Origin of the sequence: Pedobacter sp. MR22-3 (assembly GCF_026240075.1) — a bacterium.
Taxonomy (GTDB): Bacteria; Bacteroidota; Bacteroidia; order Sphingobacteriales; family Sphingobacteriaceae; genus Pedobacter.
In genome coordinates, this window is the sequence record NZ_JAPIVF010000006.1 from 456,755 (window position 1) to 482,478 (window position 25,724).

The 25,724-nt window shown below is 37.7% G+C and carries 25 protein-coding genes; 15 read left to right on the top strand and 10 right to left on the bottom strand.

What is annotated here, in order from left to right:
* The first annotated feature begins 44 nt into the window (after positions 1-44).
* The 8 genes from OQ267_RS17215 (at position 45) to OQ267_RS17250 (ending at position 7,957) form a co-directional block, all read left to right on the top strand.
* Complete coding sequence (locus OQ267_RS17215) at positions 45-638, top strand: TIGR00730 family Rossman fold protein (RefSeq protein ID WP_265837117.1); 594 nt, start codon at positions 45-47, stop codon at positions 636-638.
* Positions 639-703: 65 nt separating this feature from the next.
* Complete coding sequence (locus OQ267_RS17220; protein ID WP_088300491.1) at positions 704-1,168, top strand: MaoC family dehydratase; 465 nt, start codon at positions 704-706, stop codon at positions 1,166-1,168.
* A gap of 376 nt (positions 1,169-1,544) precedes the next feature.
* Positions 1,545-3,173: an acyl-CoA carboxylase subunit beta gene (locus OQ267_RS17225; RefSeq protein WP_265837119.1), complete on the top strand. Its 1,629-nt coding sequence runs from the start codon at positions 1,545-1,547 to the stop codon at positions 3,171-3,173.
* Positions 3,174-3,228: 55 nt separating this feature from the next.
* A complete protein-coding gene (locus OQ267_RS17230; protein ID WP_265837121.1) occupies positions 3,229-3,618 on the top strand; it encodes a DUF3060 domain-containing protein in 390 nt (129 codons plus the stop codon).
* 157 nt (positions 3,619-3,775) lie between these two features.
* The gene (gene trxB / locus OQ267_RS17235; RefSeq protein ID WP_088300488.1) at positions 3,776-4,732 is read left to right on the top strand and encodes a thioredoxin-disulfide reductase; all 957 of its coding nucleotides are present in this window, start codon (positions 3,776-3,778) and stop codon (positions 4,730-4,732) included.
* A 139-nt stretch (positions 4,733-4,871) separates the two neighbouring features.
* Positions 4,872-6,782 (top strand): family 20 glycosylhydrolase, encoded by a 1,911-nt coding sequence (locus OQ267_RS17240; protein ID WP_265837123.1) that lies wholly within the window; start codon positions 4,872-4,874, stop codon positions 6,780-6,782.
* A gap of 63 nt (positions 6,783-6,845) precedes the next feature.
* Complete coding sequence (locus tag OQ267_RS17245) at positions 6,846-7,445, top strand: hypothetical protein (RefSeq protein WP_265837125.1); 600 nt, start codon at positions 6,846-6,848, stop codon at positions 7,443-7,445.
* Between the two features lie 128 nt (positions 7,446-7,573).
* Positions 7,574-7,957: a diacylglycerol kinase family protein gene (locus OQ267_RS17250; RefSeq protein WP_265837126.1), complete on the top strand. Its 384-nt coding sequence runs from the start codon at positions 7,574-7,576 to the stop codon at positions 7,955-7,957.
* On the opposite strand, the gene OQ267_RS17255 is transcribed toward OQ267_RS17250, so the two are convergent.
* Genes OQ267_RS17255 through OQ267_RS17265 form a run of 3 tightly spaced genes read right to left on the bottom strand, consistent with a single transcriptional unit; the run spans position 7,937 to position 9,621 of the window.
* Positions 7,937-8,506 (bottom strand): DUF922 domain-containing protein, encoded by a 570-nt coding sequence (locus OQ267_RS17255; RefSeq protein WP_265837128.1) that lies wholly within the window; start codon positions 8,504-8,506, stop codon positions 7,937-7,939. The genes OQ267_RS17250 and OQ267_RS17255 overlap by 21 nt on opposite strands.
* A 34-nt stretch (positions 8,507-8,540) precedes the next feature.
* Positions 8,541-9,137, bottom strand: a complete 597-nt coding sequence (locus OQ267_RS17260; RefSeq protein ID WP_265837130.1) for a hypothetical protein — start codon at positions 9,135-9,137, stop codon at positions 8,541-8,543.
* Complete coding sequence (locus OQ267_RS17265; RefSeq protein ID WP_088300482.1) at positions 9,124-9,621, bottom strand: RNA polymerase sigma factor; 498 nt, start codon at positions 9,619-9,621, stop codon at positions 9,124-9,126. Before OQ267_RS17265 ends, OQ267_RS17260 begins: the two co-directional genes overlap by 14 nt.
* Positions 9,622-9,778: 157 nt before the next feature.
* On the opposite strand from OQ267_RS17265, the gene OQ267_RS17270 reads away from it, so the two are divergent.
* The 4 genes from OQ267_RS17270 to OQ267_RS17285 all read left to right on the top strand — a co-directional run bounded on the left by OQ267_RS17270 (position 9,779) and on the right by OQ267_RS17285 (position 13,847).
* The gene (locus tag OQ267_RS17270) at positions 9,779-11,155 is read left to right on the top strand and encodes a dicarboxylate/amino acid:cation symporter (protein ID WP_265817653.1); all 1,377 of its coding nucleotides are present in this window, start codon (positions 9,779-9,781) and stop codon (positions 11,153-11,155) included.
* A 210-nt stretch (positions 11,156-11,365) separates the two neighbouring features.
* Entirely contained in the window at positions 11,366-11,866 is a 501-nt protein-coding gene (locus OQ267_RS17275) for a hypothetical protein (RefSeq protein WP_088300480.1), read from the top strand.
* Positions 11,867-11,976: 110 nt separating this feature from the next.
* Positions 11,977-12,339: a BlaI/MecI/CopY family transcriptional regulator gene (locus OQ267_RS17280; RefSeq protein WP_265817654.1), complete on the top strand. Its 363-nt coding sequence runs from the start codon at positions 11,977-11,979 to the stop codon at positions 12,337-12,339.
* 62 nt (positions 12,340-12,401) lie between these two features.
* Positions 12,402-13,847 (top strand): M56 family metallopeptidase, encoded by a 1,446-nt coding sequence (locus tag OQ267_RS17285; RefSeq protein ID WP_265837132.1) that lies wholly within the window; start codon positions 12,402-12,404, stop codon positions 13,845-13,847.
* 48 nt (positions 13,848-13,895) lie between these two features.
* Here the strand turns inward: OQ267_RS17285 and OQ267_RS17290 are convergent, their stop codons facing one another.
* Both OQ267_RS17290 and OQ267_RS17295 read right to left on the bottom strand, forming a co-directional pair.
* Complete coding sequence (locus tag OQ267_RS17290) at positions 13,896-16,559, bottom strand: TonB-dependent receptor (RefSeq protein ID WP_265837134.1); 2,664 nt, start codon at positions 16,557-16,559, stop codon at positions 13,896-13,898.
* A complete protein-coding gene (locus OQ267_RS17295; protein WP_265837136.1) occupies positions 16,556-17,512 on the bottom strand; it encodes a GLPGLI family protein in 957 nt (318 codons plus the stop codon). Before OQ267_RS17295 ends, OQ267_RS17290 begins: the two co-directional genes overlap by 4 nt.
* A 391-nt stretch (positions 17,513-17,903) precedes the next feature.
* On the opposite strand from OQ267_RS17295, the gene rplU reads away from it, so the two are divergent.
* The 3 genes from rplU (at position 17,904) to OQ267_RS17310 (ending at position 19,658) form a co-directional block, all read left to right on the top strand.
* Positions 17,904-18,215: a 50S ribosomal protein L21 gene (gene rplU / locus OQ267_RS17300; protein WP_088300475.1), complete on the top strand. Its 312-nt coding sequence runs from the start codon at positions 17,904-17,906 to the stop codon at positions 18,213-18,215.
* A gap of 51 nt (positions 18,216-18,266) precedes the next feature.
* Positions 18,267-18,677 carry a 50S ribosomal protein L27 gene (gene rpmA, locus OQ267_RS17305; RefSeq protein ID WP_088300474.1) on the top strand — a complete coding sequence of 137 codons (411 nt, stop codon included), beginning with the start codon at positions 18,267-18,269 and terminating at the stop codon, positions 18,675-18,677.
* A gap of 138 nt (positions 18,678-18,815) precedes the next feature.
* The gene (locus tag OQ267_RS17310) at positions 18,816-19,658 is read left to right on the top strand and encodes a hypothetical protein (protein ID WP_265837138.1); all 843 of its coding nucleotides are present in this window, start codon (positions 18,816-18,818) and stop codon (positions 19,656-19,658) included.
* 87 nt (positions 19,659-19,745) lie between these two features.
* Here OQ267_RS17310 and OQ267_RS17315 read toward each other — a convergent pair whose 3' ends face one another.
* The 5 genes from OQ267_RS17315 to OQ267_RS17335 form a co-directional block, all read right to left on the bottom strand.
* Positions 19,746-20,444, bottom strand: coding sequence for a hypothetical protein (locus OQ267_RS17315; RefSeq protein ID WP_265837140.1), 699 nt, complete (start codon positions 20,442-20,444; stop codon positions 19,746-19,748).
* Positions 20,445-20,446: 2 nt separating this feature from the next.
* Complete coding sequence (locus tag OQ267_RS17320) at positions 20,447-21,274, bottom strand: hypothetical protein (RefSeq protein WP_265837142.1); 828 nt, start codon at positions 21,272-21,274, stop codon at positions 20,447-20,449.
* 27 nt (positions 21,275-21,301) lie between these two features.
* Positions 21,302-22,267: a polyprenyl synthetase family protein gene (locus tag OQ267_RS17325; protein WP_088300469.1), complete on the bottom strand. Its 966-nt coding sequence runs from the start codon at positions 22,265-22,267 to the stop codon at positions 21,302-21,304.
* Between the two features lie 180 nt (positions 22,268-22,447).
* Positions 22,448-24,580, bottom strand: a complete 2,133-nt coding sequence (gene rnr, locus OQ267_RS17330) for a ribonuclease R (RefSeq protein ID WP_265837143.1) — start codon at positions 24,578-24,580, stop codon at positions 22,448-22,450.
* A gap of 107 nt (positions 24,581-24,687) precedes the next feature.
* Entirely contained in the window at positions 24,688-25,716 is a 1,029-nt protein-coding gene (locus OQ267_RS17335; RefSeq protein ID WP_265837144.1) for a sialidase family protein, read from the bottom strand.
* Positions 25,717-25,724 lie beyond the last annotated feature (8 nt).

Consider the following 25,724-nt stretch of genomic DNA (forward strand, 5'->3'; position numbering starts at 1 on the left):
AGAGCGCCCGGAAAATATTAACTTCGGTAAATTTTTAGAATCAAATGAATAAGCTTAAAGCAGTTTGCGTATACTGTGGTTCAAACTTTAATGGTGATGCACAGTTACGTAATGCCATTAAACAGTTAGCAGAGATATTAGTTAAAGAAGAAATCAGACTCGTTTATGGTGGGGGAAGTGTAGGTGTGATGGGGCTTTTAGCCAATGATGTATTGGATTTGGGTGGGCTGGTTACAGGGGTAATTCCTCAGTTTCTGATGGATAAAGAAGTAGGACATAAAGGCGTTACCGAAATGATCCTGACCGAAAACATGCATCAGCGGAAGCAGAAAATGGCCGACTTAAGTGATGGTTTTATGATTTTACCTGGCGGTTTTGGTACCCTCGAAGAATTTTTTGAAGTACTTACCTGGCTGCAGTTAGGCTTACACAATAAACCTATCGGGGTATTGAATGTAGATGGATTTTATGATCCACTGTTTGCTCAGATGGAAATAATGGTCCAAAGTAAATTTTTAAAACCTGCAAATCGTGATTTGGTTTTCAATGAATCGGATGCCACCGTATTAATTGAAAAAATGGATCATTTTTCGGCTGTTCCGGATGAAGTTTGGTTTAAAGAAAAAGACCTTATATAAGATAGTTTTATTTTAAGGTTTAAAATGTTATCAATTAAAATTTAGTAATAAAATAATTTATAAAAATGCAAATTATTACATCTCACGCAGAATTTGAACAACATTTAGGTAAAGAACTTGGTGTTTCTTCGTGGCATACGATCACTCAGGAACAGATCAACAAGTTTGCAGACGCCACGCTTGATTTTCAATGGATTCATACCGATGAAGATAAAGCCAAAAATGAGGGGCCTTTCGGCTCTACTATTGCTCATGGCTATCTGACACTTTCACTTATTCCATATTTATGGAAAGAGATTGTAGATATTCAGAATCTCAAAATGGAGATCAATTATGGTATCGAAAGTTTAAGATTTGCACAACCTGTACTTGTAAATGCAAAAATCAGGCTTAAAGCTAAACTGGCTTCTATTGTCAACTTAAGAGGAGTAACAAAGGTACACATGGCGATTGAAATGGAAATTGAAGGTCAGAAAAAACCTGCTTTTACAGGTGAAGTGGTTTTCTTGTATCACTTTATTGCGGAATAAAATAGTAAGTTGATTTAAAATCTAAAATTCAGATCGTTTTTCGCTAAGGAGGGTGTATAAATTTTTAACCACCGAGTTTACCGAAGAGCACAGAGATTCTAACCTTTATCTCTGTGTTTACTTGGAGCTTTTTTCGCTGTTTCATCAGTGGTTATTTTTATTTCTAATCGCAATTAAGACATTAGGTTTTACCACAAAGAAGGCTGAGATTTATAGATCACATAAAGTGGATGCAAGAATTTAATGCGCTTTGTTAACACCAACTTGGTGTTCTTTGCACCTTCCTCTCTGCTTTCTTAGCGATTAAAATCGGGTATAGACCAGAAACCAATTTGGTCGCTATGTTTAATTCCAAAATAAGATTTAAATTGCCTCCATGGATATCGAATTCAACAAGAACGAAGATGTAAACAAACAGTTGGTTTACGAACTGAAAACCAGACTCAAAAAAATCTATCAGGGTGGCGGTGAAAAAAATGCTGCCAAACAAAAAGAGAAAGGGAAGTTATTGGCTCGTGAACGAATTGCCTATCTCATTGATAAAGATTCAGAATTTCTGGAAGTTGGTGCCTTTACTGCCGACGGCATGTATGCAGAACAAGGTGGCTGTCCATCTGCTGGTGTAGTTTGTGGAATTGGTTATGTGAAGGGTAGACAATGCATGATTGTGGCCAATGATGCAACCGTAAAAGCTGGCGCCTGGTTCCCATTAACCGCCAAGAAAAATCTTCGGGCGCAGGAAATCGCGATGGAAAATCGACTCCCAGTAATCTATTTAGTGGATAGTGCTGGCGTTTATTTGCCCATGCAGGATGAGATTTTTCCGGATAAAGAACACTTTGGACGGATGTTTCGCAACAATGCGATGATGTCTGCAGATGGAATTGTACAAATTTCGGCCATTATGGGGGCTTGTGTAGCAGGTGGGGCCTATCTTCCCATCATGAGTGATGAAGCCATGATTGTTGATCAAACAGGTTCGGTGTTTTTAGCCGGTTCCTATCTGGTAAAATCAGCAATAGGAGAGGACGTTGATAATGAAACTTTAGGTGGAGCCACCACACATTGCGAAATTTCCGGTGTTACCGATTATAAGCATCCAAATGACCAGGCTTGTTTGGATAGCATCAGGAACATCATGAGTATGTTAGGCGCACCACAAAATGCGGGTTTCGATCGCATTCAGCCTGCAAAACCTAAAGAAAATGAAGCAGAACTTTATGGAATTATTCCGGAAAACCGGGATAAGCAATACGAAATAATGGACATCATCAACCGCTTGGTTGATCATTCGGAATTTGAAGAATATAAAAAAGGATACGGGAAAAGCATTGTTTGTGGTTTAGCTCGCATCGATGGATGGGCTGTCGGAATCGTTGCTAACCAACGGAAGGTAGTGAAATCTAAAAAAGGAGAGATGCAATTTGGCGGTGTGATTTATTCTGATAGTGCAGATAAAGCGACCCGATTTATTATGAACTGCAATCAAAAAAAGATTCCGCTGGTATTTTTACAGGATGTTACTGGATTTATGGTAGGAAGTCGCTCAGAACATGGTGGCATTATTAAAGATGGTGCTAAAATGGTGAATGCAGTAGCCAATTCCGTCGTACCTAAATTTACCATTGTGATTGGCAATTCTTACGGTGCTGGTAATTATGCCATGTGTGGAAAAGCGTACGATCCACGACTAATCTATGCCTGGCCAACCGCTAAAATTGCAGTGATGGGAGGTTCACAGGCAGCAAAAACGCTGTTGCAGATACAACAGGCATCTTTAAAGGCAAAAGGTGAGGTAATCACACCAGAAAAAGAAACTGAACTGCTGAAAGAAATTACAGATAAATATGATAGCCAGACTACACCTTATTATGCTGCTGCCAGACTTTGGGTTGATGGAATTATCGATCCACTGGAAACCAGGAAAGTAATTTCCATGGGGATTGAAGCAGCGAATCAATCACCAATTACCAGGAAATTTAGTGTTGGGGTTATACAAACTTGAGTTAGGGCATCAATGGTATAATCTTTGTTGATTGGGAAAGCTAAAATGACTAAATATGAAAAACTTTAAAAAAACGATTGTAGGCTTAGTTTTTGCCCTTTTATTCACCACACCGCTGTTAACCAAAGCCCAAAAAGTAAGCACAGGAACACAGGAGACAGGTGAAACCATCAACGTTACAGGTAGTAGTCTTAACAAGAATATAGAAGCTACAGGAAAGGAAAATATCAATATCGTGGGCAGTAGCATTAATGTGGTGATTACCGGAAACTGTAATAGCATTAAGGTAACCGGGGCAGGTATAAAGGTTAAAGCGCAGGGCGTCAAAATAATCCAAGTACAGGGAGCTGATTCTGGTGTTACCTATACGTCAAGCCCAAATAAAAATGGTAAGGCCATTTCAAGAGTTTCCGGAGCGGCAAGTTATGTCACTAAAATAAAATAAAAATTAAACAGGTTTAGTGTAATGGTTTGTCTTTGATTTAATCTACCTGATTATTGCAATGTTAATAAGTAAACTATGTTGACAATGTATATTTGTTAACAAATGTTTAAAGCATTAAATTTGTTCCTCAGTTTAAGAATTTCAAAAACACACTATAATGTCACAAGAAAACGAGCACGTTCAGTGTTTAATCATTGGTTCTGGTCCTGCAGGATATACAGCAGCAATATACGCCGCCAGAGCTGATTTAAAGCCTATAATGTACACTGGCATGCAAGCTGGTGGTCAGTTAACCCAAACTACAGATGTAGAAAATTTCCCTGGATACCCACAAGGCATCATGGGGCCGGAAATGATGGAAGATTTCCGTAAACAAGCAGAACGTTTTGGTACAGATATCCGTTTCGGTTTTATCAGTTCTGTAGATTTTTCTTCAACGCCGCACAAGGTAGTGGTTGATGAAATTAAAACCATGACGGCTGATACTGTTATTATCGCAACAGGTGCCACAGCAAAATGGCTGGGCCTGCCAAGCGAACAACAGTATAATGGCTTTGGCGTATCCGCTTGCGCAGTTTGTGATGGTTTCTTTTTTAAGGGGCAGGACGTAGCCATTGTTGGTGCCGGTGATACTGCTGCAGAAGAAGCCACCTATCTGGCTAAACTTTGTAAAACGGTTCACTTATTGGTTCGCCGGGATGAATTCAGGGCCTCAAAAGCCATGGTAGCCCGTGTATTGGCCACACCAAATATTATAGTACATTATAATACCGAAACACAGGAAATTCTGGGTAATGGTAAAAATGTGACCGCAGTTAAGGTGGTTAATAACCAATCTAATGAAGTTTCAGAAATTGCTGTAGAAGGTTTCTTCGTAGCTATAGGTCATAAACCAAATACTGATATTTTTCAAGGTCAGCTGGATATGGATGAAACCGGTTATTTGTTAACCAAGCCAGGTTCAACTTTGACTAATATTGAAGGGGTTTTTGCTTGTGGAGATGTGCAGGATATGTATTACAGGCAAGCCGTTACTGCTGCAGGATCTGGTTGTATGGCTGCTTTGGATGCAGAAAGATACCTGGCCGCTAAGGAACACCCTGTTGAAGCCTAAAATTATTTAGTAATATTTATGCAGAGAAGCCCTTTCAGGTTTCTCTTTTTTTTTGCGTAACAAAAAAGTGTGATGGAGATTCTTTAGGTAATTTCTATATTAGATAAATTTAATATAAACCTTAAAATTAAACCTGAATATGAAGAAAGCATTACACGTTTTTATTGGTGTATTAATGAGCATAAGTGTATTTGCACAAAGTGATCCAAATCTGGGCATCATTCCGGCACCGGTGTCCATTACCAGGACCAATGGAAATTTCATCCTGGACAAAACAACAGTATTGGTCAACCAGAGCATTGATGGCACCAGGATGAATGATTTATTAAATGCCTTTATTGTTAACAAAGCAGGTTTTGCTTTAAGAGAAAGTAAAATTATTCAGCCCAATCAAAAAAGTATTCTGTTAACTTCTGTTGGAGCAGATCAGTTACCCAATGAAGGATACACCATTAAAGTTAATTCTAATCAGATTGTTATCACAGGCAGAGGTGCAGGTTTATTTTATGCTGTTCAATCTGTGATGCAAATGATGCCTGAAAAAACCGGTGATAAAATTACGATTCCGGCAGTTACCATTAATGATTATCCACGTTTTAGCTATCGTGGAACGATGCTTGACGTTTGTCGTCATTTCTTTCCGATTTCTTTCATCAAAAAATATATTGATCAGCTTGCTTATTATAAAATCAATACTTTCCACTGGCATTTAACGGATGACCAGGGCTGGAGGATAGAGATTAAAAAATATCCAAAATTAACATCCGTGGGTTCAGTAAGAAATGGATCTATTATTGGTCGTTATCCCGGAACGGGAAATTATCTTACAGAAGTAAAAGGTTTTTATACGCAGGATGAAGCAAAGGAACTTGTGAAGTATGCAGCTGAACGTTATATCACCATTATTCCTGAAATTGAATTGCCCGGACATGCATCAGCAGCAATTGCCGCTTACCCTGCTTTAAGCTGTTTTCCAGACCGTGATACTTTTGTAAGTGATAAAACTGCCTGGGCCGGATCAAGAAAAGGCAAACAGGTACAGCAAACCTGGGGCGTTTTTGACGATATTTTTGTGCCATCAGAAAATACATTTAAAATGCTGAATGACGTTCTGGACGAAGTAATTGCCATTTTTCCATCTAAATACATTCACATCGGCGGCGATGAAGCACCCAAAACCTATTGGAAAGAATCTCCATTTTGCCAGGCCTTAATGAAAGAGAAGGGCTTAAAGGATGAGCATGAACTGCAGAGTTATTTCATTCAGACTATTGAGAAACATGTGAATGAAAAAGGCCGATCCATTATTGGATGGGATGAAATTCTGGAAGGTGGCCTCGCGCCAAATGCAACGGTAATGAGCTGGAGGGGTGAAGCTGGTGGAATTGCAGCTGCACAACAAAACCACGATGTAATTATGACGCCGGGTTCTATGGGATTATATATCGATCATCAGCAATCCGAATCGCCTGATGAACCTGTAACCATCGGTGGTTTGGCACCTTACCAAAAAATTTACGCTTATGATCCTGTTCCAAAAGTGCTGACTGCTGATCAAAAAAAATACATAAAAGGTGTTCAGGCAAATATGTGGACCGAATACATCAAAACCACTAATAAAATAGAAAATCACGCTTTCCCTCGTTTGATGGCGCTTGCTGAAATTGCATGGAGCCCGGTTGAGCGTAAAGATTTAAAAAACTTCTCTGAAGACCGTTTGCCCGTTCACCTGGCCCGTCTGGATAAAATGGGTGTTAACTTCTGGGTGCCTACACCAATTGGTCAGCGTGAAAAAGCCTTAAATGGCGACGATTTTATGATCGATCTGAAAGTGCCTGTTCAGGGTGGTAAAATTTATTACTCTTTGGATTCATCGCGGCCATCAGAAAATGCATTTTTATATAGTGCTCCATTTAAAGTAGTGGTACCAAAAGGAGAGAAAAGAGTATTGAAAACCATCGTGATTGCACCAAGTGGAAAAAGAAGTGTCACCATGGAAACACTTTTAAATAATGGCGCGCCTGAAATAAAGACAGAAGCGAAGAAATAAAATATAGCTTGTAATAAAATGCTAAATTTATTATTTTGGAAGGGTTAAATATAACCTGATAAAATGAAACCATATCGATATACGTTACAGCATCTCTTGCTCACTGCAGGGATGCTGTTTTGTTTTGCCTGTACGGATGAACAGTCCGTTACTGCTAAAATTGAGCCTGTAAAAGTGGAAAAAAGTCCTTTCAGATACTATAAAGACATTGAAGTAAAGCCAGGTTTGAATTTCGAAGTATTAAGTTGGGGTAAAGGCGTAGATTCAGTTGGTGGCTACCAGATTCTAATGTCGGATTCAGTTCGAAATAATTACAAATCTCAATCGGTTGAAAGAAATGGCATTTTAAACGATGCCTGGAATATGGATCTTGATAATGATGGCAGCCCGGAGATTTATGTGCAACTGCAGCGGAAAAAGAATATGCTGGATTTAAATGTGTTTGAGTATGCTGGTGGTGGTTTTAATAAAATCAGTTTCCCATCGCTGACTTCAAACCAGAAAAAGGGATATTCCGGGAATGATAAGTTTTTCATAAAGAATGGAGATCTATTCAGGTCATTTCCTGTTAAAGATGCAGCGGATTCAACGAAAATTGCAAAGAAAACCTATCAGTATAAATTGAGTGGCAATAGCTTCTCTGCGAGTGAAGTGATAAAATAGTACCAGAAAATATGATAACTTTATTGGCTGAAAGAGCCATCCTGCACTGATAGGTGATGGAATAAGGTAATTGAAAATACAATAAAAATTATTCCTGGACTTTCCCCGAGCTAATCAATGAATATGAAATGAACGAAAATCAGAAATTCTCCATTATTGATCGAGCTAAAAGTTTTAAATATGCGTTCAATGGATTGAAATTATTCTTTATAAACGAGCACAATGGCAGGATTCATTTATTTGCAGCCATTTTGGCCATTGCATTATCTTTCTGTTTAAAGCTATCTGCTTATGAATGGATTGCTGTTCTGCTGGTTATCGCTATGGTTATCATTGCTGAAATCATTAATTCAGCAATAGAAAAACTGGCAGATGTCATTTCTTCCGAATATCATCCTAAAATTAAAACTGTAAAAGATTTGGCTGCTGCAGGCGTATTGGTTGCAGCTTTTGTGGCCGTTGCGGTCGGATTGATTATTTTTTTACCAAAATTATTTGCCTGCATCGGCTAAAGTGGCCGCTCTTGATTCTTCCATTTTATCTTGAATAATCTGATCCCAGCGGGCCTGCATTTTGTGGTTGCTACCATGCTCGGTTTCATCATCGTAATTGCGCTGCATAGTGTCGAAGTAAGTACTTACTTCATTTGCCAATTGTGAAATTTGTGCCTTGTAATTATTAACAGAATAAGTTCTGTTCTTTAAAACCCTTTCAGCTTCAGAAAGTAAAATATATTGAATGTTTACATGGCCCTGCTCATGGTGAAGCAAATCAGCACTGACCTGCGGATTTCTGATTCTATCCCATTTTACCCAAGAACGATCTTTGTCAATCCTGACTTCGTTTTTCAGCTTAATGGTAACGCGGTTTCTATAAACAACAGATTCATAACTGTATTCCCAGGTCATTGCGGTTAATGCAAAAAAAGGAGAATTCATATCGGCTTGGCCCTTGAAATGCGTTTCCCAATTAATCTGAACAGGTTCAGTAAAATCTGTTTTAAACCCAAAGTTAAAGGGGAGCACAAGCAAAAAAAGAATAGGTATAATCAGTTTTTTCATTCTGCTTTTATTATGAAAAAACCGTGCCTAAATTTTATGGTGTAGATATCTGCTGGCTAATCCGTTCAAATTTTTCAATCAATAAGGATATTCTTTCTTTTTCCCGCTCCATCACTGCCTTACGCAGAATGGTTGAGCAAAACAAAATCCATATAAAAGTGAAGCCAATTGCACCTACTTTTTGAATCATATTCAGGTAACTCAGTATCTCAATAAAATAGAAGATAATACCTGTAGAAAGTGCTATCGTGTAGAACCAATATAATGAATTATAAAGTTTAAAACGGTTTAACTGGTAAGTTTTTAAATTATTCAGATATTCCTGCGGATGAGCCGTAAAATCTGCTTTAGCAATCAGCCTGTAATCCCTGTACAGAATTAGTGTATAAACTCCGATGGTAATAATAGTGATACTGATTCCTAAATGGGTTGTCCAGGAATCAAAGTGGAAGAATAACCATAAAGCTGCAATGGCAATACATGAAACTGCCATACCTATAATATTGAGCGCAGATTTGAACTTCAAACCATTTACCTCCTTTTTAGCCTGTTGCAGCATTTCATCAGCAGAAAACTTAACTTCTACCTTGTGCTTTTGCCACAACTCCTGTATTTGATCAAACGCTTGCATATTGGTTGTATAGTTCTGTTAATTTTTGTTTAATACGATGAATTTTAACCCTTAAATTGCCTTCGCTAATGCCTGATATATCGGCAATTTCATGATAGGGTAGCTCGTCAAGTACCATGGTGATGATGAGACGATCGTTTTCTTCGAGTTTAGAAATACATTTATATAAAAGGGCAACCTGCTCATTTTTTTCAGAAAACTCTTCGATTTTATTTTCAATAATATTTTCCGTTAACTCATCCTTAGCCTGTCTTTTTTCTGATCTTAAGTAGGTCAGGCAGGTATTTACCGCAATTCTGTAAATCCAGGTTGAGATTAAAGACTTGTTTCTGAACTTATCTAAATTCTGCCATACTTTTAAGAATGTTTCCTGCAACAGATCATTTGCGGCATCGGTATCACCGGTATAACCATAACATAAATGGAATATCTTTTTGGAATTGGCATCAAAGATTTCTTTAAATAATTTGTCTTTTTGTTCCATTTAAGGGCGTGTAACGGTATTTAGATATAATTTAGATATTAATGTTACAGCGAAGATAAAATTAAAGTATTTAGGATTGCAGTAGAAAATCAAATTTGTTACACCACGTAATTATCGTAGTTTTACCAAATTAACAGGGCTACAAACTTTTTTATTCATGAAGAAAAACAAACTCACGCTTTTTATTTTCATTGCGCTGATTGCCGGTATTGCCTTAGGCTACATTTTGAACGTTAATTCAATTGATGTTTACAATCAGAATATATTGAATGCTGATGCGAAAGTTAAAAACATTGAAGTCAGTATTGCGAAAACTACTGATACTACATCTGCTGTTTATCGTCAGCTCAAGGCCGAAAGAAAATTGAATGCAGGTATCAAAAGAGAGAATGAGGATATCAGGGAAAAGAAACTGGAGTATTTCACGCTGTTAAGTGATATTTTTCTCCGGTTGATTAAAATGATTGTAGCACCACTCGTATTTACCACATTGGTAGTAGGGGTTGCAAAAGTTGGCGATATAAAGGCTGTGGGCCGTATTGGCGGGAAAACATTAGGTTGGTTTATGGCAATGTCTTTAATGTCGCTCGTGCTTGGTTTAATTTTGGTGAACTTATTTGAGCCCGGAAAACACATGCAGTTAACCCTGCCGGATCAATTGGTAAACACTGGAATCCAGAAGGCTTCTATGAGTGTAAAGGATTTCATTGCGCATGTGTTTCCTAAAAGTATTGCCGAATCCATGGCCACCAATGAGATTTTACAAATCGTGGTATTCTCCTTATTCTTTGGGGTAGCTACTGCTGCTATTGGTGATTTAGGTCAGGTGGTGATTAAAGCTTTTGATGCCATTGCACACGTGATCCTGAAAATGACGGGCTATGTGATGAACTTTGCACCATTAGCGGTTTTCGGTGCCATGACGGCTATTGTAGCCAAGCAGGGCTTAAACGTGTTAAATACTTATGCCATATTTATTGGTGAATTTTACCTCGGTTTAGCCATTTTATGGGCTTTCTTGATCTTTATAGGATTCTTAATCTTAAAAAAGCCGGTGTTCCGTTTAGTGAACGACATGAAGGAGCCTGCAATTCTGGCTTTCAGTACGGCAAGCAGTGAAGCGGCTTATCCGAAAACGATGATGCTTTTGGAACGTTTCGGCTGTAAGGATAAAATTGTAAGTTTTGTACTTCCCCTGGGCTACTCCTTCAACCTGGATGGCTCGATGATGTATATGACATTTGCTTCATTATTTATTGCACAGGCTTATGGGATTCACCTGGGTTTCGAACAACAAATTTCCATGTTACTTATTCTGATGCTCACCAGTAAAGGAATCGCGGGTGTACCTCGTGCATCGCTGGTCGTTATCGCAGGTACCATTGCCAGTTTTAATATTCCGGAGGCTGGTTTGGCCTTGTTAATCGGGATTGATCCTTTGCTGGATATGGGTCGTTCTGCCACTAATGTGGTGGGTAACTCCATTGCAACTGCAGTAGTAAGTAAATGGGAAGGGGAGTTGAAGGAGTCCTGAGTCTGGAGTCGTGAGTCAAGCGTCTGTATTTCTATAGCTTATTAGGCCATTAAATGATTTTGGGATGAGAAGATTTTTCAGGAAAAATGCAAACTTTGCAGCGTTTTAAAACCAACTGTTTATTTACTCCATCTGTCCATTTATAATTCAATAATTCATTCATTCAATAATTCATTCATTCAATAATTCATTCATTCAATAATTCAAATTGTGTCAACCAGAGGAAAAAAAATATTCTTAGCCATTACCATCATCGTGCCGATGATCATCTATTGTTACATCTATTATAAACCCATTATTCAGAATGCACCTTTCAGGAAGGATGATTTTGTGTCGATGCAGTTTAGCTATGGTTTGAAAGATACGTTGGAAAATAGTTATGATTCAAAAACAGGCGTATACCATTATGTAAATACCAAGGATTCTGTGATCACTAAAAAGTTTTTTTTAAAAAGCGATGATATATTATACATGCACAGAAAAGCAAATGAAATAGGCTTATGGAATTTTCCGGATACAATTGGTAAGAAAAGCGATAAATCTAAATTGGTTCCACGATATGATATTACCTTTAATTATAAAGAGAAATCAAAACATGTAACCATTTATGGCGATTTTGATGGCAATCCGAAATTGCTGGATGCAGCTGTTCAGATGAGAAAGATTATTCAGGAAACATTGGTACAGGCAGAAAGAAGATCAGGTAAGTAGATAGATAAAATAATAATGTTAAGAGACTTAATAAAAGGCTAATTATTTGACCTTTGTTAAGTCTCTTTTTTTTAGGATGATTTCGTATATTTACGATATATTCGTAATAAATGGAAAAGTTAACATTACAGGAAGAAGAAGCGATGCTTGCCGTTTGGCAGATCGGCAGTGGGTTTATAAAGGATTTTATGGATGCCATGCCAGAGCCAAAACCACCATACACAACTTTGGCATCCACTATCAAAAACCTGGAGCGCAAAGGTTATTTAGTGAGCGAGCGTTTTGCCAATGCAAACCGATACAGTGCCAAGGTGAAGGAGGTAGAATACAAAAAACGCTTTATGAGTGGTTTTGTGAATAACTATTTTCAAAGCTCCTATAAAGAATTGGTAGCCTTTTTTGCGAAGGATAAAAAGATCAGTGCAGCAGAATTAAAAGAGATTATCAACCTGATTGAAAACCCTGATAAGTAAATGCCATGCCTCATTTCTTTCTCATTTTATTTAAGATCAACATCGTTCTTATACTTTTTGCAATGGCGTATTACCTTGTTTTACGCCGATTAACGTTTTATGTCATCAACCGGTTATTTTTAATTTTCGGGATTATATTTTCCTCCACATATCCTTTTATAAACCTCACTGAACTTTTTGCCAATAACCAGGCATTGCCAACTTTTGTGCCACAACTCAATCAGGGGGTAAGGCAGATCGTTCAGCAAGATGATATCTCTATGTGCTGGCAAGTTTTAACCATTCTGTTTTATTTGGGTGTAATTTTGATGGCATTCAGGTTAATCTTACAGTTTGTTTCGCTAAACAGCATGCACCAGAAATCGAAACCCGGTCAATTGAAAAATATCAAAGTTCGGCTTTTGGATGATCAGGTAAGTCCCTTTAGTTTCTGGCAAACGATTTATATCAATCCAGGCCTGCACAAACCACAGGACTTAAGCAATATTCTCGAGCACGAAAAGATACATATTGAAGAATGGCATACGCTTGACATTATTCTGGCTGAAATATGCGTGGTTTTTTACTGGTTTAATCCTGGCGTTTGGTTGATGAAAAAAGCGGTAAGGGAAAATATTGAGTTTATGACAGATGCGAAAATACTGAACAAGGGAATCGATAAAAAAGCCTATCAGTATAGTCTGCTGGATGTTGGTGCTTTGCAAGCCTCGGTTTCGATTGTAAACAACTTCAACTTATCAGATCTTAAAAAAAGAATAAAGATGATGAATGCCAAACGCTCATCAAAAATAAACTTAACCAGATATATGTTTGTGTTGCCGGTTTTGCTGATGGTAACACTCGCTTTCACGATCAATAAAAAAGATGTTCAATCAGGTTTGATGCCAGTTAAAGAGATCGTTAAAGATGTTTTGCCACAAATCAAGTCGCAGCCTGTAATTGACAAACCATTAATGAAAAAAATCACTGTAAACAGGAAAGCTAAAACAGGCATAAAGTTATCTACAGATGCTATAAAACACTTTACATTTGTCTTTAAATCCAATTTAGAAACTGAAGATACCACCCGCCAATCCATTGCAGACGGATTAAATAAGCTTGCTGGGAAAGTTAAAATATTAAGTTTTAAAATGAATGGTAATGTTGATGAAAAAGAGACCATGCGTCATTTCATTTTAAAAGATAGCTTAAAGTTCGATTCAAATCTGAATAATGTGGTGGTAACATCTTTTCAGAATACAGATTTATCTTCATCTGAAGAACCGAAAAAAGGTACCATAAAACAGATTGTTATCGTAAGAACAACTAATCAGAAGCCGGATGTAAAAAATGGAATTATGAAGGAATTGGCTGGAAAACGTCACGTTGCAAATGCCCGGTATAACTTTGTGCTTAATGGTAATCAATTATCTAAGGAAGAAATAGATAAGATTGATCCTGGTAAAATTTCGGATATTAAAGTGAGTAAAAACGGTATAACTTCATTTCAGTTTACCACCAAACAGTAACTGTAAAATGCATAAGGTCTCAAGAGTAATTCTGATGAGACCTTATGATTAAAAGTTAAAGGTTGCCTTCAACATGGCCACCCTTCCTGGAATTTCATAAGTTCCGGTGGTAAGTGAATTGGAAGAAAGATAAACCGCATCAAACCTTTTAATGTTGGTCAGGTTGGTTATGCCAAATTCCAAATCGGTTTTCATCTTTAAAATCCTATACTTTACATTCAGATCTGCAAAAAGATATTTTAAGTTAGGCTGGGTAGATTGATGTGTAAATAAATGTTCTGCCAATATATTGAGATATACATTTTTAACCGTGGTTATCGCCAAAGCCGATTGCTGCCTCAATTGCTGAAAATTAGTTTGAATGGCATCTGCAATTTTAGCTTTATTATTCGTGACGGAATAAGTTGCCTTGTAAGACCAATTGATGAAATTGTTCAGCTTTGCCTCAATTCCTGTGTTATAAGAAATGCTTAAGGTATTAAAAGGAAGCAAGTCGCCATTTTGTAACTGATTATATTTACTTTGAGAAATGTTCAGGCCTGCATTAACAGTACTCTTCCATGCAAAAAGATATTTACTGGCATTTACATTAAAAGACAGGGTTTTAAAATGATTTTGTAATGGCAGCACTATTCGCTCTTGAATGTTATTGCTTAAACGATAAGATGATATGGTATTCAGTTCCATGTCATTATAGTTCGCAAAAATGTTAAAGAAAAACATCTGCATGGCTTTTCTAAAGTTAAAGCCAGCACCGACATTATGTGTTTCTGATTCTGAAATTGGCGCATTATTTGAAAAAAGAGATCGATAGTTTTTTAAGACTGTTCCACGATAAACATCATCAATTCCACCCAAATCATTCTTAAAAGTGTAATTCGCCACAACATAGTTTTCAGTTCCGGTTTGGTATTTTACATTGACTGATGGATTCAGAAATACTTTATTCAGGTTTTTATTTAAATGATTTGACGGATCATGATAAGCAACATAATTATAACTTAAAGGAAGACTTAAGCCCGCTTTCCATTTTTCGCTGGAGTACTCATAGGTGGCATCTGCATAAATCCTGGTTTTAAGCCAGTTGAGGTTATTTACGGTACTATCAGATACAATTTCTTGGGTTTGGTTATTTTGTGTGCGGTAAAGCGCAGAATTAAGTTCCTGAAGCTGAATGTTGAAGCCCGTTTTGTAAGTTTGCACAAAACCTCCCTTAACAAAAGCAAATGATGCATAATTATTTGTATACCAGGTTGGTAGCCTGATATACTGTATTAAACCCGAATACGGATTTCCATTATTTAAGATATCAGCATTTAAACCCGGATTAATATTTAGTGTTTCAGGCTGCGTTGTTCTGTTTAAATAAGAATATAAGTTGATTATGTTTTGCGATTTAAGTTTCTTACGGTAATTGAATTCATTAGAAATATCCAGCGTTTGCTGCCTTAGCATTTGGTTTGCAGCAATATTGTTGATAGAAAAAGCCGATTCAGTTTTAAATGGAATATAATCTAAAATAAAATTATTATTCAGGTAATATGCTTCGGCATTACCATTCAGGTTAAACTGGGTTCTCAACTTTTGGGGGTTGATTTTATTATTCTGATATTCAGTATAACTGATGGTTTGATCTGATAAATAGGTTTGCGAAAATTTATTATACTGCTGTTTGCGTTGATCGTATAAGTAAGAAATATTGGCCCTGAGTTGTAAATCTTTGTTGAACTTGTACAGATTATTCAGGTTAATTAAACCTGCTTGGTTAAATAAATACCGGCTTTGTGGTAAAGATGGAACGCCTGCTGCACCTATGGATAGTAATCCATTAGGTTTATTGTTACCTATCTTTTGGAGGTAATCTGATAAGTTATGCGATGTTAAATCAATACCAGGATCGTTGCCAATATTATTTGCCTTCACATTATTAATAAATTTCAGTTTTTTGTTGAAGAGCATGGCTGAAAGATTTTCATCAAAGCGATCGGGCATGCCGGCACCAACAGTTGCATCACCCATAACTTTAAGTTTAGCATCGTCTTTAATAACTAAATTCAAGGCAACATCATCGCTCATGTTATTCTTCCGCATCATCTTTATCGGCTGATCATTCTGAATAACCTGCACTTTATCTACTGCGCCTTGCGGAATGCTTTTCGTTCCGATGTTGTATTTATCATCCAATAAGTTATCGCCATCAACATATAAATTTGAAATCGATTTTCCATTGTAACTGATTTTTCCATCTTCGGCAACTTCAATTCCAGGCATTTTTTTAAGTACATCGCCAATACTGCGGTCTTGCTTGTCGGCAAAATCAGCAGTGCTGTAGTTAAGGGTGTCGCCTTTTGCCGTTAATGATGGCCTATTTTTGACCGTTACGGTTTCCAGACTGGTTTCACTTGGCTGAAGCATCAAATCCTGACTTTTGCTTACATCTGCAATCGAAACAGTTTGTTTTTTATAGCCAATACTTGATGCCTCAACTTGATAACCAATAAGCTGATCGTTATTTATGGCAATGGTAAAATCACCATTTTTATTGGTCCGCGTATAGCCGATGATATTGCCTTCAGGATCTTTCAGGCTTACATTCACGGATTCCACACCTTTACCATGATCATCTTTTACCGTTCCCTTAATTGATTTTTGAGCAAATGAGGCACATAAGCCGGTAAAGAAAACTAATGCGAATAAAAGGAACCTGCTCATTTTTTCTGGAGAATTTCAATGGGATTATTTTCTGTTGCCTTTACTGTTGTTGAAGTTCCGCCTGGGCGAGGAGTATTGTTATTCATTTTAAAAGAGCCTTGCATGCCATTTGCAGCCATTTGTGCTTGCAGAAAGCCTTGTGGATCTTTATCTCGGGCAGCTCTTAATTTATCAAGTTCTTTGCGGGTGGTTTTAATGGCATCTGCAGGCAGTTTTATTTCCGGACCCAAATAAGCAGTGCTTGTTTCGATACCCATGATTTTGACTGTGCCAACAGCACCATTTCCCATCGTTATTTTGGCATCTTCTTCAGCATTTTTTTGTTCATCCTTTACATTTTCCAATCCTGCAAATTCAAACTTTACTTCTTTCTTTGTGTCGTACGCTTCTATAATCAATCCCGGTAAACCATTTAACTTCCATGGACCACTTTGAAAAGGCAATTCGGTTGCGAACCATGCCACCCAGTTTCTGCCTTTAAAGTTAGCCGTTGCTTTTTGGCAGGAAATACCTGAAAAGCTCATGGTATCTTTTAAAATTTTCCAATCGATTTGTGATGCAGGTTCCTCCACCAGGTAATTGTTGAATAATTTTTCTTTGGTTATCATTTTATGTTCATTGGCAAAGAAGAAATAATCGACCTGGGTAAGCGGCACTTTCGTTTCACTCTTAATGTTGAATCTGACGTTATTATTGCCGGTCTGGTTTTTCATCTGCTCCTGAATCTGCTTCTGTGTATTGATTGCCTGGTTCAGTTTGTCATAGCTGGTGTAAACGGATGCATTTTTTCCGGTAATGAGCAACATATTTTCTATATGGGGCTTATCCCGCTGAGTAGTATCCCAAACATGTGTAAAGGTATATCTTACTCTGGCCAGCGCTTTATCAGGGTTTTGCGCATACGAAGAAATAGCAGCCAATAAGGCGATTGAAGTCATTAAAATTTTTTTCATAAAAGTTTTATTAATCAGGTTAACTATTTAATTTTCGTAAATCTACGAATTATTCGTAATAAAGAAATGTTTTAACATTTTTTAACCAATTGGTTTGTCGTTCTGCTTTTCTTGAATGCTTTTAAAAAGAAATATAGCTGAATGAAAATTTAGGCGTGTAATGAAGGTCTGGCACACAGTAGGGCAGAAGTGTCTCTGTAGTGCCTGAATTATTTCAAAATGTTTTAGGAGATTATATCTTGAACTGAATTAATATGTAGAAACCTAATCCTTTAAAATTTGATTCCTGCGGATTTTATAAAAATATTTTTGATATGTGTTTGTGTGTTAATTGAATTTGTTCTATATTTGCACCTCGTTAAATAAAAATTAAAAAACTAATATTTAAACAATGTACGCAATAGTAAATATAGCAGGGCAGCAATTTAAAGTTGCTAAAGACCAGCACCTTTTTGTACACAGATTGCAAGGAGATGAAGGCGCTAGTATTGAATTTGATAATGTATTGTTGGTTGATAATGGTGGTGCAATCACTGTAGGTGCTCCTGCAGTTAAAGGTGCTATAGTTTCAGCTAAGATCGTATCTCATTTAAAAGGTGATAAAGTAATCATTTTCCACAAGAAACGTAGAAAAGGTTACAAAAAGAAAAATGGTCACCGCCAGTTTTTCACTAAGATTCAGATCTCTGACATCACGTTATAATTAATTGTTAACCCAATAATTCGCTTTTAGCGAGTTACAAAATATAAAATCATGGCACACAAAAAAGGAGCCGGTAGTTCGAAAAACGGACGTGAATCGCATAGTAAGCGTTTAGGTATTAAAATTTTCGGAGGTCAGTTAGCTATCGCTGGAAACATTTTAGTACGTCAACGTGGTACAAAACACCATCCAGATAAAAATGTTGGCTTAGGAAAAGACCATACATTATTTGCTTTGATTGATGGTACAGTAGTTTTTAGAAAGAAACAGGATAACAAATCTTATGTATCTGTACTTCCGATCTCTGATGCTGAAATTGAAGAAGCATTAGCTAAAAAACCAGCTGTTAAAAAAGAAGCAGAAGCAAAAGAAGTTGTTGCTGAGGCACCAGTAAAAAAAGCACCTGCTAAAAAGGCAGCTAAACAAGACGAAGCTGCTGAAGAAGCTGCAGTTGCAGAATAATCAATAAAAAATAACATAGAAAGTCCTGGTGAAAACCGGGACTTTTTGCGTTAAGCTGTTTTTTTAACATCGTTAAATTCTGTTAAATAACATATTTTAACCAATCAACCGTATAAATTCGCCTGTAAATATGTCAAGATGAATTTTAAGTTGATTGCCTTGTCCCTTTTCGCTATCATCTCCTGCAGTTATTCTTTGAGTGCCCAGGAAGTGGAAGAAAATATCCGGATGGATAAACCCTTTAAAGCTGATGGCATCTCAAACGAATGGAATGAGCCCCTTAACCAGTACAACGATGCGACCAAACTGGCTTTTGCATTGGCCAATGATGATCAGCATCTGTATATCATTATTGAATCGTTAGATCCCCAAACTACGTTTAGTGTTCTGCGTGGCGGAATTACGCTGAATATCAATACCCAGGGTAAAAAGAAGGACGGTGTAAAACTGTTATTTCCTTTAATTGAACAATCGCCGATACCAGCAACAGCTGAAGTAAAAGACCGGCCCCGGCCAGGTGAAAGCTCTGAAATGCATGATCCAAATGCCATGACTAAAAGCATTAAGGTTTCCGGGTTTAAAAATATTACAGATGGGAATTTGCCAGCCATCAATACTTACGGGATTACAACGGGTATGCATATTCATCCCAACAAAGATCTGATTTATGAATTAAGTATTCCTCTCGCTCAATTGCAGGTAAATCTTGATTTTAAAAAACCACTTGTGTATAATATTAAAATTAATCAACCTGGTCCGTCAGCTTTCAGAAAAGATGGCAACCGATCAATGAGTGAGGGCATGCCTGGTGGAAAAGGAGGTAGAAGCAGGATGGGTGGGAATCACGTTGGTATGAGTGGCGGCGGAATGGGCGGTAACCGGGGTGCCGGACGGCAACATCTTCCTGAAGGGGCTGGAGAAAATACGGCCGGTATGAAATCTTCAGATTTCTGGATCAAATATAAACTTGCAAAAGCCTGAGGGGCAAAAATTAAAGTAGGATAAAAATGGGAGAAATGAAGTACAGAATTGTTTTCCTGCTGATTAATCATGATAATTATTTCCCTTTTACTTTTGTCCTTTAATGTGTTTGGAAATATAGCTTAGTGCCTGATGCTCCAGTTCCATCTGTGGCAGGATGCTGCTTTCAAACTCAATAAACATGTAATAATCACCTTCATTAAAGGCATAAGCCACTCCCTTGAATTGAACGCCAGCCTGGATAATGCTGTAGGAAACCAGTTTTGTATTTTTGCTAAGTTTAAGAAAATCTCTGTATTTTTTTATTTTATTCCCTGATTTTAATTTTTTAAATGTAGCGTTTACAGCGAACGTACTTTCAAAATCATGTACAAACACATTTAAATTTTTAGGTGTTTTAAAAGCAAATTTTAATGAATCATCATGCGTGTTTTGGAAAAGGGAACCCTTGCTTATTTTTAACCAGGTATTTACATTCAGGCCCACCAATGAATCCTTTGCGAGTTTAGTTATATAGGATGCCTTTAGCTGCGATGGACTAAGCTGGTTGAGTAATTGATAGTCTTGATAAAGCTGTTTATTAAAAGCTTTTTTAGAAATGGTTGATGACTGAGGAGGCATAGCCTGAAAATCAGATTCATTAAAATTAATTTTTACACCATCATTAGCAGGCCTCGAATTCATTTTATGGCATAAAATGCCAAAACGGACAATGGCAAACAGGCCGAAAGCGATGGCTAAAATCGTTCGCCAAACTGGTCTTTCCTTATATTCTTCGTCTTCCATTTCTACTGTTGAATATCGGCAGCTGTTAAACGCACTTCATTCAGTTTTTTTCCCTTCAGATCGTAGTATACATATTTAATGGCTGATATATTAAACCTGCTGAACTCATGCATGATTTTTTGAAGGTTACCGTATCTTAGCATTTCACTTCTCATTAATTCTATTCCGGCCTTTGTTTTAACCGGTGCTTCAAGTGCTTTTGGGGTATGTACATGGTAAACCAGATCACCCGTGCTGTTCTGGTCGACTTTGAAAATTATCATCCCTGAAGATTTATCTGTAAAAGGCAGACTTTTGTTTAATGTGACGAGCATCATATCCAGCTGGCTTGCTGGTTCATTTTTGCCAGGATTGTTAAATCCAGGTTCATTAAATGAGTTTGATTTAACTTTGTCCAGTTCCTCCAGTTTCTTTTTATCTATCGTAACAACAGAAATTTCAGATAACGATTGTGTAAAATAGGTGATTTCGAATTTGATGCCAGCTTCTATCAGTTTTTTAGCTAAGGGTTGCGACTTTAATAAGTCCATCATCATGCCTGGCATTACCTGTTTAATGAATTCATTTTCAGTATCATTCAGGTTATAAGTGGTGACCACCCTGATCTGGATAATCCGTTGCCGGTAATCTGCCTTAGCGGATGTGCTCCTTACAAACTGACTGCTGACGTATGCGGCCTCTTTATTGTAAGCCGTTACGAAATCAGTCATCCTGCTTTTGGTATCCTGACATCCCGTTGCAAAGAGAAAGGCCGAAGATAAAAAAGCTATTATTTTTAAAAATCGTTTCACCTGGAAGGATTTTCCCGGGTTTGATAAGTTGGCGTACATGAGGGTTAATTTAGATGAATGCTGAAGTTAATTATTTCGTTTTAAAATTTGTTCTGCCAGTTGATGTAAATCTTGTTTATATATAGGAGATGCGCTAATCTCATTCAGGTTTTTAAACGCAATTGCGGCATATTTTTTCATTTCCTTTTCAGCTTCATCCGGTATACCCAACTCATTATAGATCTCGGTTACGGCCTGAATTTTCTCCTGATTCTCGAAGTCTTTTCTGTTGATCCAGTTTTGAAGTACGAAAGAATCAGTTTTAGATAAGGCTTTCAACAATAAAAATGTCTTTTTATTGGCAATGATATCGCCACCTACCTGTTTGCCAAATTTTTCTGGATCGGCGTAAACATCTAAAATATCATCCTGCAGCTGAAATGCAATCCCGATATTTTCACCAAACTGATAAATGAGATCAGCATCTTTTTCTGATGCACCAGCGATAATGGCACCTAATTTTAATGCACCACCCAATAAAACAGCCGTTTTCAATCGGATCATATTGATGTAATCCTCAATACTGACATCATCACGATTTTCAAATTCCATATCCAGTTGCTGCCCTTCGCAAACGCCCTGAGCTGTCGCATTGAAAGTATCCAGAACGTCTTTCAAGAAGATAGGATTAACCTTCGCCAGGTTTTTATTCGCCTCAACCATCATTACGTCACCGCTGAGAATGGCTGTATTGGTGCTCCATTTTTCATGTACGGTTGCTTTTCCCCTGCGTAGGGGTGCATTATCCATAATGTCATCATGAACAAGTGTAAAATTATGAAAAACTTCAATAGCCATGGCGGCATGGATAGCATCATGTGCATCCTTACCAAATAGTTCGGTAGCCATTAAGACCAATAATGGGCGTATACGTTTCCCGCCAAGATTAATGATATAGGTGATGGGATCGTAAAGCTGTCTGGGCTGATCCGGAAACCTTAAATTTTGTATTGCTGTATCTAAAATTTGTTGTAATTGCTCTGTTGTATGCATGCACTGTTTATTATTGAGGTTTCTTTCAAATCTATAACCTCTTCTTCTCGTTGTTTATGGTTGGATTCTATTTCAAAAATCAACATTATTAATCATATTTTATGTTGTTTTTACGTCAATCATTTCATACAATAATGCGCGATGATAGAAGATATAAAGTATTTTCTATTCATCAGACAGTTAGTCTGCAATAAGCGTAAAGTCAATCTGACGTTTAGCCAGGTCGACTTTTTTTACACGGATCATCACTTCATCACCAAGCTGGTATTTTTTCTTTTTACGCTGGCCTACAATGCAATAATTTTTCTCGTCAAGCACATAAAAATCATCAGAAATATCACGCAGACGGATCATCCCTTCACATTTGTTCTCTTCAATTTCAACATACATGCCCCATTCGGTCACTCCAGAAATAATGCCTTTGTATTCTGTACCAATATTTTCCTCAAGGTATTCAGCTTGTTTATACTTGATAGAAGCTCTTTCCGCATCAGCGGCTCTTTTTTCCATTGCAGATGAATGTACGCAGGCTACTTCATAAAATTCTGCATCTGCTGATTTACCACCATCCAGATAGGTTTGTAAAAGTCTGTGTGCCATCACATCAGGGTATCGGCGGATAGGTGAGGTAAAATGGGTATAGTATTCGAAAGCCAATCCGTAGTGACTGGTTTTTTTTGTGGAGTAAATGGCTTTGGCCATTGAACGGATAGCCAGGGAAGTCAGGATATTCTGTTCTTTTTTGCCTTCTACATCCGCCATGAGGTGGTTAAGTGATTTTGCAATTTCCTTGTCTGATTTTGTATTGATTTTATATCCGAAACGGGAAGCAAAAGTGGCGAAGGTATTCAGGGTTTCCATATTAGGGGAATCGTGTACGCGATAAACATAAGTGAGTTTTTTTTCTCCCTTTTGTTTCTTGGCTACATATTCGGCCACTTTCCGATTGGCTAAAAGCATGTAATCTTCAATGAGTTTATGTGCGTCCTTACGTTCCTTCACATAAACACCAATAGGTTTTCCAGATTCGTCCAGTTTAAATTTAACTTCTGTACTTTCAAAACTGATGGCACCGTTTTTAAATTTTCGGTCGCGTAAGATATATGCCAGCTCATTAAGTTTAAGGATTTCTTCTGCATGATCGCCAGCTTTGTTTTCTATCACTTCCTGCGCTTCTTCATAGCTGAATCTTCTGTCGGAATGAATTACGGTGCGGCCATACCATTCGTTCTGGATATTGGCCTGCTCATCTAATTCAAATACCGCAGCAAAACACAATTTATCTTCATGCGGACGAAGGGAACACACGCCATTGCTCAACCGTTCAGGTAACATCGGAATCACCCGATCTACCAGATAAACAGAAGTAGCACGACTATAAGCCTCTTTATCTAAATCAGTTCCCTGGATTACATAATGTGAAACATCAGCAATGTGTACGCCAATCTCATGGTTGCCATTGGGCAGTTTCTGATAAGAAATGGCGTCATCAAAATCTTTGGCATCTGCCGGATCAATGGTGAAGGTGAGTATATTTCTAAAATCTTTACGTTTAGCTATTTCAGCTGCCGGAATTTCTTCCGGAATGGCATTGGCTTCTTTTTCTACCTGCGGTGGAAACTCCAGCGGAAAACCATATTGTGCCAGGATGGCGTTCATTTCGGTATTGTTTTCGCCCTGATTGCCCAGTACATGTTTTACCATACCGATTGGATTTTTTGCACTTTCCGGCCAGTCGGAAAGGGTTACTAAAACCCGCTGGCCATTTTTAGCTTCAAGGGTATCCGCCAGCGGCACAAAAATATCGTGCATCATTTTCTTATCATCAGCAATGACGAAGGCAAAGCGATCGGAGATTTTGATTACGCCGGTGAAATCAGATTTTGCTCTTTTGATGATTTCAACCACCTCGCCTTCATTTTTACGTCCGCTTTTTTTGGCGAAAACATAAGCCTTTACGGTATCACCATGCAAAGCATTTTTGAGCTTCTTTGGTGCCACAAAAATATCTTTTTCAAACTCATCTTCCGGAATAATGTAGGCCGAACCATCAGCAGTCATGTCCACCGTACCGATGATGAAATTTTGTAGCTCTTTAAGTTTAAATTTTCCCTTTTCAGGTTCCAGAAAAACACCGGTGCCTTTTCCTTCTTTCAGAATTTCTAAAATCGTTTCTCTCGATTCCTGATCACTAAGATTTAATTTGGCTGAAACCTGTTTATAATTTAGCAGTTGATTGTTGTTTTTTTCGAACACATCACTAACCAATTGATTCAGAACGAATTTTATATTTGCCGATTTTTTCTTTGCCATAGTTTAAAACTGAATTTACCGAAGATACAGAAAAGATGCTGAAGCGGCCATTTTTGAACGTCAAAAAAAGCAATTCTTACTGCCTCCGTCTTACTGGATTTAAATGATTAGTCTGCTATCTTTAGCATGACATATTTAATTTTTGTACGTAACGCTGTGTAGCTTAAATGTACATTCCCTTGCTGATCCTGAATGATTGCCGGATAGCTATATTCCCCAGTTTCATGGTTTTCCAATGTATAAATGTCCTTCCAGGTTTTACCATCTTTTGATATGGCGAGTTTTAATACCGATCGGCCTTCCCACCAGTTTTTTCCTGCCCTTAAAGGGTTATAAATGAGTAGCTGCCGACCATCTTTTAAAGTGACAGCATCGCTGCCGGAATTGGGATTGGGGAGTTGAGTGGCTTTAATTTTAGACCATGTTTCACCCTGATCGGCTGACCAGCTGTCTGCAATTACATTTTGCCTGCTTCGGCAAAGGAGTTGCATGCGGCCATCCGCATAAGTAAGTATGGATGGTTGGATAACACCAAAAGTATCACAATCTATTTCAATCCTTCTCCAGTTGTTATTTTTCGCATCTGTTTTTTCAAGGTGAACCTTCCATGATTTCTCATCTAAACTCTCCGTGCTGGAGGGGTAAAGAATTGTGCCATTATTCAGTTGTATGGGTTTGTTTTTAATCGGCCCCAGAAATCCGTCAGGTAACCTCATGGCAGCAGACCATGTTTTTCCATTGTCTTTAGAAGTTTTGTACATTGCCCACCATTCCCTTGGGTTTGGCCCAACCTTGTAGTGCAAAGTTAACATTCCATTATTTGATTTGAAAAGTACCGGATTCCAACAGGCAAACCTCATGGTATCCTGCAGTATTCCGTTTGCGATTTCAATAGGCGCAGTCCATTTATTGCGGGTTTTAAGTGCTGACCAGATCACAACATCTTTACTGCCTTCATGTTTTCCGCCAAACCATGCGGCCATTACGTTTCCTTTACCCAAATCTACAAGGGTAGAGGCATGGCAGGCAGCAAATGGTGCATTTCCGAAAAGATAGGTAGATTGAATGATTTTGACGCTTTGTGCTTTAGTTACAGTCGTAGCAATGCACAACATAATAAGAATATGACGTAGCATGTATTTGT